Raw genomic sequence first — 12,558 nt, 5'->3', positions numbered from 1 at the left:
GCTGCAATAGCAGATGCGATGAGCGTCTTTTTCATGTTGCGTCTTCCTTTATTGAGTTAACTCAGGTTTTAGCGTCGGGTTCTATTCCCGCTCTTCAGACTTCACCAGTCGGGCTGGTTGAGCCCTATTCTGTGTACTTACCATGTCAGTTTTGTGACAAAGCAATACGAATCCAGTTTTCTTTTTCTTTTAAAGGGGCTTGCCAGCCCCTTTTCTCGTCAACCACTTACAGCTGTCTTTTAAAGCTCTGAGTGATGAACCTGTTTTAATACAATGAACTTTTTTTTGCAAATTTTTAATCCGTGCTTTTTAGCTCAATTCGTCGTAATAAAGCAAGTGCTTATGCAGACAAACAATGCCGCCTCTCCGGGCACCTACCTTTCAAATCCGGGGCCACAATAAAAAAAACCCTTTTATTTTAAATAGTTAAATTCCAATAAGCACACTGAGACCAGAACCAGCAACATCTCATCGAAGACAGGCTGCACCAGAGCAGGACACTTGCCGGGCCTGTGCGCCACATCAGTGCATACACCTACTTAACGCCGGGGCCACCGCCTGCCTCGAGAAGGAACGTGACAGGGCCATCATTAACGAGAGCCACTTTCATATCGGCGCCAAACTGCCCACGACCAACCAGGCCCTCACCGAGGTATTGCTCTGACACCACCAGAAACTCCCGGAACAACGCTTCCGCCTGCATGGGTGGCGCCGCCACAGAGAAGCCCGGGCGAGTGCCCGACCGGGTATCGGCTGCAAGGGTAAACTGGGGAACAACGAGGAGGTAGCCGCCTGTATCAAGCAGACTGTGATTCATCCGTCCCTGGTCATCGGCAAATATCCGGTAATGGATCACCTTGCGACAGAGCATTTCCGCGATTGCCGGGTCATCAGACTTTTCAATGCCAAGCAAAAGCAACAGCCCCGCATCAATCTCGGAGACAGTCTTTTGATCGACGGTAACGCTGGCGTGAGTGACTCGCTGAATCAGCCCTTTCATTGTGCTCCCTGCGGAAGGACTCAAAAGTTGCGAAGGAGTTTATCCACGGCGCAAGCTCGCCGCAACCCCTCTCAGGGGGTATTTGGCGTTTGTGCGGGAGGTAGTTATTGAGCGCTACCATCCAGTCTTGCTGCTATCTCATCAATGCCGCGCATCAAGGCATCAACGATGGCCGGCTCAGAGGCCGAATGGCCTGCATCCCGTATGATTCTGAGGTCAGCCTCCGGCCATGCCTCGCTCAGGGCAAGGGCATTGTCCAGAGGGCAGACCATGTCGTACCGGCCATGAATGATAATACCCGGGATATCCTCGAGCATGCCGGCATCGCGGACAATCTGGTCGTCCTCCAGAAACGCTTGGTTCATGAAGTAGTGGCACTCGATTCGCGCCAGGGCGATCGCGACGTGCGGGTGACCGAAATGCTCGACTACACGGGGGTTCGGATGCAGGGTGGCACAACGCCCTTCCCAGATAGACCAGGCTTTCGCGGCCTGAATCTGCTCAAGTTCGTTGCTGCTGGTAAGGCGTCGATAGTAGGCGGAGACCAGATCATGCCGCTCATCTTCCGGAATCGGTGCAAGGAAGTCTTCCCAGTAATCAGGAAAGATACGGCTGGCGCCCTCCTGGTAAAACCAGTGGATGTCCCTGGGACGGCACAGGAAAATACCCCGGAGTACCAGGCCAAGCACCCTTTCCGGATGGGTCTGGGCATACACCAGGCTGAGAGTTGAACCCCAACTGCCACCAAAGAGAATCCACTGATCAATACCAAGAAACAGACGGACCGTTTCCATGTCCTCCACCAGCTTTTGCGTGGTGTTGCCCTCGAATTCCGCCAGAGGGCTTGAACGACCAGCGCCACGCTGGTCCATCAGGATGATCCGGTAACGCTCGGCATCAAAAAAACGGCGATAGTAATCCTCACAGCCACCCCCGGGCCCACCGTGAACAACCAGCACGGGAATGCCATCCGGATTACCGCTTTCTTCCACGTAAAGCTCGTGGGGCAGGTCCACCGCAATGCGGTGCCGGGCATTAGGTTTGATGTCGGGATACAGAGTGAGCATAGAACGCTCCGGAAAAAGGATTTAAACGGAGTTTAGCTGAAGTGAACAGAAAAGGGGCAGATGTCACGACACCTGCCCCTCTTGTCAGCGCTCGCCAGCTTACTTCTTGTGAGCGCGTTTGCGCTCGTTCTCGGTAAGGAACTTTTTGCGCAGACGGATCGATTTGGGGGTTACTTCCACCAGCTCGTCTTCATCGATGAACTCCAGCGCCTGCTCAAGGGTAAATTTGATTGGCGGCACCAGCCCGATGACTTCGTCCTTACCGGAGGCACGCATGTTGTCCAGCTTTTTGCCCTTGGTGGGGTTAATCACCAGGTCGTTGTCACGGCTGTGAATGCCACACAACTGGCCTTCATAGACCTCCTGACCAGGATCCAGGAACAGCTTGCCCCTGCTCTGCAGGGTTTCCAGAGAGTAGGTCAGCGCCGCACCGGTTGCCATCGACACCAGCACACCGTTCTGGCGGCTGGTCATGTCACCGCTCTTGATCGGACCGTAATGACTGAAGGTCGATGTCAGGATGCCGGAGCCGGATGTCATGGTCAGGAAGGAGTTACGGAAGCCGATCAGGCCACGCGCCGGAATCGTGTACTCAAGACGCATACGCCCCTTGCCGTCCGGCACCATATTGGTCAGCTCGCCCTTGCGGAAACCCATCTGGTCCATGAGAGCACCCTGGTGCTGCTCTTCAATATCGATGATGACGTTCTCGTAGGGCTCCTGCTTGACCCCGTCGATTTCCCGGATCACCACTTCCGGGCGACCTACTGCCAGCTCGAAGTTTTCCCGGCGCATGTTTTCGATCAGCACTGACAGGTGCAGCTCACCACGGCCGGAAACCTTGAACTTGTCTGCAGAGTCGCCTTCCTCAACGCGCAAGGCAACGTTATGGAGCAGCTCCTTTTCAAGGCGCTCCTTGATGTTACGGCTGGTGACGAACTTGCCTTCCCTACCACAGAACGGCGAGTCGTTGACCTGGAACGTCATGGAAACCGTCGGCTCGTCCACCGTCAGCGGGGGCAGCGCCTCAACGTTAGCCTGATCGCAAAGGGTGTCGGAGATGAACAGCTCGTCCATACCGCTTACGCAAATAATGTCGCCTGCCTGAGCCTCGTCGACTTCAACGCGCTGCAGGCCCGAGTGGCCCATGATCTTGAGGATTCGGCCCTGACGTTTCTTGCCGTCCGCACCGATCGCCGTTACCGGGGAGTTGGTTTTAACCTTACCGCGCCGGATACGGCCAATCCCGATCACACCCAGGAAGCTGTTGTAGTCCAGCTGGGAGATCTGCATCTGGAACGGACCATCGCGATCAACGTTCGGTGCCGGCACATGGTCCACAATGGCCTGGAAAACCGCATCCATGTTGTCGTCCAGCTTTTCATGATCCATCCCGGCGATGCCGTTGAGAGCGCTGGCATACACGATCGGGAAATCCAGCTGTTCATCGCTGGCGCCGAGGTTGTCGAACAGGTCGAACACCTGATCTACCACCCAGTCAGGGCGAGCGCCGGGACGATCGATCTTGTTAACCACGACAATCGGGTGCAGGCCGGCATCGAAAGCCTTCTGGGTCACGAAACGGGTTTGCGGCATCGGGCCGTCGATGGAATCAACCACCAGCAGCACGCAATCCACCATGCTCATCACGCGCTCGACTTCACCACCGAAGTCGGCGTGGCCCGGGGTGTCAACGATATTGATGTCGTAGTCATGCCATTTCAGCGCCGTGTTCTTGGCCAGGATGGTGATGCCGCGTTCTTTTTCCTGGTCATTGGAATCCATGACGCGCTCGTTTTCGAGCTCTTTGCGGTCCAGCGTACCGGACTGGCGCAACAACTGGTCCACCAGCGTGGTTTTGCCATGGTCAACGTGGGCGATGATGGCGATATTACGAAGTTTATCAATCACAACAATATTCCTGCAGCATGCACTGAATGACCTGAGAGGTCTTCAGCAGGCGCAACGCCCCTTACATGCCGTCTCAAATCCGTAAAATGAATTTCATTTGCCAGGCTGGGCAGCCCAGGTGCACCCTGACGAGACTCAGCATTTGCGCTGAATATCCGGGTCCAAAATGAAGTGGCGCGCAGTATATAGCAAACTCACTTGCGTTTATATGAAGAAAAACGCCTATCCGGGGACTGGCACCCCTGCACCGAATTAATGCATATTTTCGGTGCATGCACCTTTTTAATGCACCACAAAAGGGCGGGAAAAGCGGCTTGGGCACCCTTGTCGCTCCAAAAATGCCCGAAAACCCTGTAATTGCGCACTTGTGGAGCATGAAAACAAAATTGGCAAGGCTATTGCTTCATGGTAGTCAGCCGAATTCGCAGGTAAGACGGAACAGCTTTTGGTAAGCTGCCCAACCTGAAAGAAAGATCGGAACTCAGCCCCGCTGAACGATCCGGCAACAATGTACACAGAAATCGCCCGCTATACGGGATAACTGACGGAGCTTGCACAATGTCCAAGACGATTGATCTGATCAAGGAACACGAAGTCAAATGGGTCGACATGCGATTCACTGACAGCCGCGGTAAAGAGCAGCACGTGACCCTGCCCGCAACCGAAGTTGACGAGGATTTCTTCGCCGACGGCAAGATGTTCGATGGCTCCTCCATCTCTGGCTGGAAGGGCATCAACGAATCCGACATGATCCTGATGCCGGTTGATGAAACCTCTGTTCTCGATCCGTTCACCGAAGAAACCACTATTAACATCACCTGCGACATCGTGGAACCTTCCACCATGCAAGGCTATGAGCGTGACCCACGCTCGGTTGCCAAGCGTGCCGAAGAGTACCTGAAGTCCACCGGCATCGCCGACGGTGCACTGTTCGGCCCGGAGCCGGAATTCTTCGTATTCGACTCAGCCCGCTGGAAAGTCGATATGCAGGGTGCAATGTATGAACTGCACTCGGAAGAGGCAGCCTGGGTATCCGGCGACGAATTCGATCGCAACAACATCGGTCACCGTCCGGGCGTTAAAGGCGGCTACTTCCCGGTTCCCCCGGTAGACAGCCTGCACGACCTGCGGGGCGCCATGTGTGCGGCCATGGAGTCCATGGGCCTGGAAATTGAAGTACACCACCACGAAGTGGGTACCGCTGGCCAGTGTGAAATCGGCGTTGGCGCCAACACCCTGACCCGCAAGGCTGACGAAGTTCAGATCCTGAAGTACTGCGTACACAACGTTGCCCACGCCTACGGCAAGACGGCCACGTTCATGCCCAAGCCGGTGGTTGGTGACAACGGTTCCGGTATGCACGTACACATGTCCCTGAACAAGGACGGCAAGAACCTGTTCGCAGGCGACGGCTATGCCGGCCTGAGCGAGATGGCCATCTACTACATCGGCGGTGTCATCAAGCATGCCAAGGCCATTAACGCCTTTACCAACGCGTCCACCAACAGCTACAAGCGTCTGGTTCCGGGCTTCGAAGCTCCGGTCATGCTGGCCTACTCTGCCCGCAACCGTTCCGCTTCCATCCGGATTCCCTACGTGAACAGCCCCAAGGGCCGTCGGATCGAAGTCCGCTTCCCTGACGCCTCTGCCAACCCGTACCTGGCGTTCGCAGCCCTGGTGATGGCCGGCCTCGACGGCATCCAGAACAAGATCCACCCTGGCGACGCCATGGACAAGGATCTGTACGATCTGCCGAAGGAAGAAGCCCTGAACATCCCGACCGTTGCCGAGACTTTCCAGGAGGCCCTGGACGCTCTGGAAGCGGATCACGAGTTCCTGACCCGTGGCGGCGTGTTCACCGAGGACATGATCGGCGGCTACATTGACCTGAAGCGTGGCGAAGTTGAGAAACTCAACATGACCACACACCCGGTCGAGTTCGAGCTGTACTATTCATGCTAAGCACGTCCTGCCAGGCGCTTTAAGGCGCCAGCAGTCAGAGAAGCCCTGCCATGTGCAGGGCTTTTTTGTGCCGGCAATCACACTGCCGCATCAGCCTTAACGGAATGTAACCAAGCCCGGCGGGAATGGCGTTGAAATACACAGGTCTGACGCTGATAATCGGGTAAAACAACAGACAGGTTGTATCTATGAAACCACGGCTCGCATTTGTCGCAGGCATTCTTACCTTCATTGCCCTCCCGCTTTCTGCAGAGGTGTACCGCCAGGTTGATTCCCAGGGCAACGTTACCTACACCGATGAACCAGCGGAAGGCACGGACGCTGAAGAAGTCAAGGTCAAGCCCGTAACCACAGTGACCCTGCCGAAACCGGAATCTGTCCAGGAGCCGGAACAACTGCGGGAAACAGTGGAGCAGGAAGGCGCCGCCTATGACAGCGTGACCTTCGTTGCACCCGGTGATGATGAGGCTTTTCACAGTGGCAGTGGTGACGTGGAGTTCCAGGTAACCAGTTCACCCTCGCTGCGGGACAATCATAAATACGAGGTCACCCTGGACGGCCAGCCTGTGGGGCAGAGCTCCTCCGGCACGGTGATGGTACGCAATGTCTATCGCGGCACCCACGATGCAGGCGTTAACATCATTGACAGCAACGGCGTCACCATCAAAAGCGGCGAATCCATCAGTTTTACCATCCACAGGCCAAGTGTTAACAACTGACGCACCTTTTCGGAGCCCCGCCCTCTCTGCAGAGGGCGCCTCGATACCCTGACCGCGTTAGCGGCTAGCGGCCTCTCCGATCACCGATGCGCACCACATTAGTGCGCTCGCACCAAAAAGCAGCCATACTCTGACCAATCGCAGGGCGCTCAGCCGGCATTCTGTAACGCATATTTGTGCCTATGCACTACACAACAGCGGGTTTTCAGGCCGCCAGGCCCCAATGCCCGCAAAATGCGCACTTTCAATGCCGTAATCATCCAATGTGGTTCGCTTTTTGCAAAACTGCGTGAGTAATCAGCATTGCCCACCAAAAGGGATGGAAGCATGGCAATACCGGCCGGATACAAAAGCATACTGGACAGCCTGACGACGGCAGTGATTGTGCTGAGGGAAGGCCTGCAGATCCAGTACCTGAATCCCGCCGCAGAGAGCCTGTTTGAAACCAGCATTACCAGAAGCCAGGGCTCGCCAATCAAAGATATCCTGATCGACTCGGAAGACGCCCTGAAAACTCTTTATGCCGCTGCCGAGAACGGGCAGTCGTATACTCGCCGAGAAGCCGGGTTCGTGCTCGCAAGCGGTTTGCGGCTTACCGTTGACTACTCGGTCTCGCCCATCAGCCTGGACCCGACTGAACTGCTGATTGAGATACAGCCACGGGATCGCTTGCTGCGCATCAGCCGTGAGGAAGACATCATCTCCCAGCAGGAGACCACGCGAATTCTGGTGCGGGGTATGGCCCACGAGATCAAGAACCCCCTGGGCGGCATCCGTGGCGCTGCCCAGTTGCTGGACCGGGAACTGAACAACGAAGACCAGAAAGAATATACCCAGGTCATCATTGCAGAGGCCGATCGTCTGCGGTCCCTGGTGGACAGAATGCTCGGCCCCAACAAGGCCCCGAAACTGGCCCCCACCAACATCCATGAAGTGCTTGAACGGGTAAAGACCCTGCTGGAAGCCGAGAGCCGCGGCAGGATTCATTTCAGCCGCGACTATGACCCCAGCCTTCCGGAGTTCCAGGGCGACACGGAGCAGTTGATCCAGGCTTTTCTCAACATCGCCCGCAACGCCATGGAGGCCGCTTTCGAAAATCAGGCTGAGTTGACCGACGACGAACAGCCAACCATTACCTTCCGTACCCGCGCGCTCAGGCAGTTCACCATCGGCCACAAACGCCATCGGCTGGTTTGCCGCGTGGACGTGATCGACAACGGGCCGGGCATACCGCCGGATCTGCTGCAAAACGTTTTCTACCCGATGATCAGCGGCCGGGCGAGCGGAACAGGCCTTGGCCTTTCCATTACCCAAAGCATCATCGGGCAACATCACGGGCTGGTTGAATGCGAAAGCCAGCCCGGCGAAACCGACTTCATCATCTTCCTGCCCCTGGAGGACAATCAATGAGCCAACCGGCAAACGTCTGGATAATTGACGACGACAGAAGTATACGCTGGGTGCTGGAGCGCGCCCTGAACCAGGCCGGTATGCAACCCCGGGTTTTTGAAAGCGGCGAAAGCATCATGATGCGGCTGGAACACGAACAGCCCGACGCCATCATCAGCGATATCCGCATGCCCGGCGTGGACGGTATCACCCTGCTCTCCCAGATTGTCGAGGCGCACCCGGATCTGCCGGTGATTATCATGACCGCCCATTCGGACCTGGAAAGCGCGGTTACCAGCTACCAGACCGGTGCCTTCGAATACCTGCCCAAGCCCTTTGACGTGGATGACGCCGTGGCGCTTGTTAAGCGGGCCGTGGCCCACAGCCACGAGCGCAGAGCCACAGCAGAGCCCCAGGCGGAGAGTTCGCAACGCAACACCGAAATCATCGGTGAAGCCCCGGCCATGCAGGAAGTGTTCAGGGCCATCGGCCGCCTGTCACACTCCAATATTACGGTACTGATCAACGGCGAAAGTGGCACCGGTAAGGAACTGGTGGCCCAGGCGTTGCACAATCACAGCCCCCGGGCCAGCCGCCCGTTTATCGCGCTGAACATGGCCGCCATTCCCAAGGACCTGATCGAGTCCGAGCTGTTCGGCCATGAAAAAGGCGCTTTCACCGGGGCAGCGGCTGCGAGGCAGGGGCGATTCGAACAATCCAACGGCGGCACCCTGTTCCTCGACGAAATCGGCGACATGCCCGCCGACACCCAGACCCGTCTGCTGCGGGTACTGGCGGATGGCGAGTTCTACCGGGTTGGCGGCACCACACCCATCAAGGTAGATGTGCGCATCATCGCAGCCACACACCAGGACCTGGAAAAACTTGTCCAGGCCGGCACCTTCCGGGAAGACCTGTTCCACCGGCTGAATGTCATTCGCGTACACCTGCCAAAACTGGCGGAACGGCGCGAAGACATCCCGCGGCTGATGGAGCACTTTCTCAAGCGCGCAGCCCGGGAACTGGCGGTGGAAACCAAGCTGCTACGGCCGGAAGCGGAAGAGTACCTCACCACCCTGCCCTGGCCCGGCAACGTCCGCCAGCTGGAAAACACCTGCCGCTGGCTGACCGTTATGGCCAGTGGCCGTGAAGTTCACATCGACGACCTGCCGCCGGAACTGATGCAACAGGCCGAAGCACCGGCCACGGGCCAGACCTGGCAGGAAGGCCTGCGCAACTGGGCCGAGCAGGAACTCAAGCGTGGCCGCAAGGGCATTCTCGATACAGCCGTACCGGAGTTCGAGCGCATCATGATCGAGACCGCCCTGAAGCACACCGGCGGCCGGCGGCGGGATGCTTCCATTCTGCTGGGCTGGGGGCGGAATACGCTGACGCGGAAGATTAATGAGCTGGGGATGGATCATCCGGAGGGGGTGGAGGATTGATTCATCAGTAGGTGATCGGAATGGGGCCAAATGAAGACCTCATCAGCCCTTTTTAAACAACTCTCTAACGTACCTCGCGCCAGTAAATGATTCGGTCATTTCCGCGGAAAACGCCAAAGGTTGCCAGTGCCGTCGGGTCTGAAAGATCATTCGACCCTCCTTGCTGCCAGAAATGCTGCAGCCATACAGGCACAGCCAGCTCCAATTCGATTCCGCGGTTACCCGGGTCTTCTGATTTCCCCTCTCCCGGGGCAGATAATACCATCTGATCCGAATCCACAACCGTGCCGGCCTGCGCCTGGCCATCTACCACTGGGGATAATTCCGTATCGCCGTCACCCAGCGCCGACCCGGAAAAGTCCAGTGTTACGTCATCCGGCAGATTGAACATCCAGCAGCTTTCGTCAACGTTGGTGACAAACCGGCTACCATCGAAGTACTCAGCACGCATGGGAATAGTCAGCGGCAGGGTTTCCGGGCCGAAGGCATTATCTAGCACCACTCGGCCATAACGCATATCAAAGGCAAAACCTGGTTGTAGCGACAGGGCTGGCTGCGTGGAGGTTACATTGTCCTGATCCCTCACGCGATCAATGGCAATGCGATAATCCGGATTGAACGGCGCAACCTGAGCTGCCGGTTCTTTTTCGTACCGCAGGGAGTCGGCACCGCTGAATCTGAACCGAATTACACCTGGTGAGGCCACGGAGCGCGCCATCGGGTCCAGCAGCGTGTCTACAGACAGGGGTGCGCCCAGCGTGCTCAATGCAGTTTCGTCAGCGCTGGCCGCCACCCGCTCAACGCCTGAACTATCCAGGCGCAGGAAGCTACCCATGGTGTAATTCCGGGTTGTGCTTCCAGCCGTTGCCAGCGCACGTACCTCAACCAACGGCTCCGAGCCGGGGGACCAACCAAGATCCTGGCCAATATAGGCAAAGCTGTTACCGGCGGAACAGTATGGCGCCACAGCACCGGAATCAACAATTTGCATCGCGAAGCTTGCCGGAACGAACCGACCTACATTAGCAACTTCATTTCCGGTTACATTCTCGCTACCGAGATAGGCGCCACTGGCAAGGGTCGGTGTCACTCCGATTATCCCTACCTCGGGCCAATTGAAGTTGCCGCAAGCAGTACCGTCTTGATCGTCGTCACCATTGCAGCCCAGACCGAATTCACCAAAAGCCCCTTCAAGATCTGGCAAATCGCCCCCGACAGGCGCCACCAGGGAAGGGTTCAAGACAACGCCCTCAGGTGCCGACTCGTTTCCGAAGTTGGGCGTAATGTCGTCGTCAATGTTCCTCGAGGACACAGTCACTGGAAAATCTTCCCCCGCTGCCACGAATACATTGTCGTCTGACACCGAACTGGCTTCCGGATTATCGAGTATATCCAGCGTGAAATAGGCAGGTCTGGCAACAAAGTCCCCGACGCCGGTCATCACGAGCCCCTCACTCTCTCCGGTGCCCTCATGCAGTGCATTGAATTCGACTCGCCCGACATCCGGATAACGCAGGTCGATAGTAGCGACGCCATCGCCGTCAAACTCCAGGCTCCGCGTGCTTCCAGGCGATGCCGTTGGGACCGCGCCGCCATCAATCGAAACCGACAGGCTCCCACCTGAGGGATTACTGTATTGGGACCAGAGTGAAACGTCCTTTGACTCATCGGAAAATTCGGGAACACAGCGTTCCGTTTCATCATCCTTGCGGACAGCCGTGATGCTTCCATTGACCACCGAGCCGGAGACATGATCTGGCACATCAATGACGAAGCCGGCATCCAGGAACGTCATTTGGCAGGTTTCTGACCCGCCGCTGAAACAGCGAGTGGCGTTCCGGGCGGAAGGCGAAACCGCGTTGGCTCCCAGAGTCACCGTGGATGGCTCAGTTACATTGAGCTGAACATCGGTCTGGCCGGTAAATGTGACCGGATTGGGAACCCAATTGTCTGCAGGCGAGGTGAAGGTTACATCCAGCGGGTCCTCGAACAAATCTGTGCAATCCTGATTTGCACACGCCTCCACGATCACTTGCGAGGAGGAGCATGTCAGTCCCCGCCCCGGATGAGTCAGTCGAATATGGTTCGGTCCGAAGCCAGAGCAGGGGAAGGCTCGGTTCATTTCAGCCATGATCTCGGCCTCGGTCAGCGCGACACCGAAAGCCCTGAACTCATCGATACGCCCCTGCCAACGCTGGCCTTTGGCGCCCTGACCTATGTCGAGGCGCTCAACACCGGCAAGTGCCCCGGTTCCGCCATTACCCTGAGTACCCGAAGTACTGACCTCGTTGCCGTTGACGTACACTTTGATCTCGCCATCGGTGGTCCAGGTCATGGCGATGTGTTGCCATTGATTCTGGGCCATCAGGCCGGAAACGGTCTCAACCTGAAGACACTCCTGATCAGGGTCGCATTCATCGGTATAGACACTGGCCTTGATAACGTCGTCGGCGCCCCCGAAAAATCCATTGGTGTCGTATCGCAGGCCCAAGCGATTGTCTTTGCCAGATCCAGTATCATCGGTAAAGAATATACCCCGGTCATTACCCGAAAAGGATGCGGAGTTATAAACCCAGGCCATCACGGTGACTGCTTCAAGCCCGTTGAGATAATCGCCCGCATCGTTATCTGTAATCTGATCATTATCGCCATCGAAATCACCATAACGACAGGTACCGGGATTGCCGGCTATCGCCGGATCATCGATGCCAGTGCCCAGACCTCCCTGGGAGGTGGCATCATTGTTATTGCCGCTGGTATCAACTACTTCCCCCGGCGTGCCGTCGAGAGATGTCTGCTCCATCCGGTATTCCACCAGGGGGCCGGGCGAACAATTCACCACATCTGTCCAGCGAGTGCCCACGGCAACCTGACCAATCTCGAAGGCATCGTCTCCTGACAGATTCTCGGACCGAAAACCCACATTCGATATTTCGCTCAACCGGTTCGAGGGCGGCACATCTCTTTCCGCGGAGGGTGTCGCGGGTGGTGAGGCACCGCACTCGGGATTAACCCAAAGCTTTCCGTTGCGATAGAAATCCTCACCCTGTTTCGAGAACCGGGCC

General features: G+C 56.8%; 8 protein-coding genes. 4 read left to right on the top strand and 4 right to left on the bottom strand.

Features of this window, described 5'->3' with window-relative positions; all coding sequences use genetic code 11:
* Positions 1-535 precede the first annotated feature (535 nt).
* The 3 genes from dtd to typA form a co-directional block, all read right to left on the bottom strand.
* On the bottom strand, positions 536-1,000 hold the full coding sequence (dtd, locus tag ACESMB_RS13045) for a D-aminoacyl-tRNA deacylase (RefSeq protein WP_372971758.1): 465 nt from the start codon (positions 998-1,000) through the stop codon (positions 536-538).
* 104 nt (positions 1,001-1,104) lie between these two features.
* Complete coding sequence (pip, locus tag ACESMB_RS13040) at positions 1,105-2,067, bottom strand: prolyl aminopeptidase (RefSeq protein ID WP_372971757.1); 963 nt, start codon at positions 2,065-2,067, stop codon at positions 1,105-1,107.
* 99 nt (positions 2,068-2,166) lie between these two features.
* On the bottom strand, positions 2,167-3,978 hold the full coding sequence (gene typA / locus ACESMB_RS13035; RefSeq protein WP_372927285.1) for a translational GTPase TypA: 1,812 nt from the start codon (positions 3,976-3,978) through the stop codon (positions 2,167-2,169).
* Positions 3,979-4,536: 558 nt separating this feature from the next.
* On the opposite strand from typA, the gene glnA reads away from it, so the two are divergent.
* The 4 genes from glnA (at position 4,537) to ntrC (ending at position 9,493) form a co-directional block, all read left to right on the top strand.
* Complete coding sequence (glnA, locus tag ACESMB_RS13030) at positions 4,537-5,940, top strand: glutamate--ammonia ligase (protein WP_372927286.1); 1,404 nt, start codon at positions 4,537-4,539, stop codon at positions 5,938-5,940.
* A 188-nt stretch (positions 5,941-6,128) separates the two neighbouring features.
* Positions 6,129-6,659 carry a DUF4124 domain-containing protein gene (locus ACESMB_RS13025; RefSeq protein WP_372927287.1) on the top strand — a complete coding sequence of 177 codons (531 nt, stop codon included), beginning with the start codon at positions 6,129-6,131 and terminating at the stop codon, positions 6,657-6,659.
* A 327-nt stretch (positions 6,660-6,986) separates the two neighbouring features.
* A complete protein-coding gene (gene glnL, locus ACESMB_RS13020; protein WP_372971756.1) occupies positions 6,987-8,069 on the top strand; it encodes a nitrogen regulation protein NR(II) in 1,083 nt (360 codons plus the stop codon).
* Entirely contained in the window at positions 8,066-9,493 is a 1,428-nt protein-coding gene (gene ntrC, locus ACESMB_RS13015) for a nitrogen regulation protein NR(I) (protein WP_372971755.1), read from the top strand. Before glnL ends, ntrC begins: the two co-directional genes overlap by 4 nt.
* A gap of 64 nt (positions 9,494-9,557) precedes the next feature.
* Here ntrC and ACESMB_RS13010 read toward each other — a convergent pair.
* Positions 9,558-12,558: DUF6701 domain-containing protein (locus ACESMB_RS13010; protein ID WP_372971754.1), on the bottom strand; the 3,001-nt coding region annotated here is incomplete at its 5' end.

It is taken from the genome of Marinobacter sp. (assembly GCF_041686475.1).
Lineage (GTDB): Bacteria > Pseudomonadota > Gammaproteobacteria > Pseudomonadales > Oleiphilaceae > Marinobacter.
This window is presented reverse-complemented; position numbering and strand designations above follow the sequence as displayed.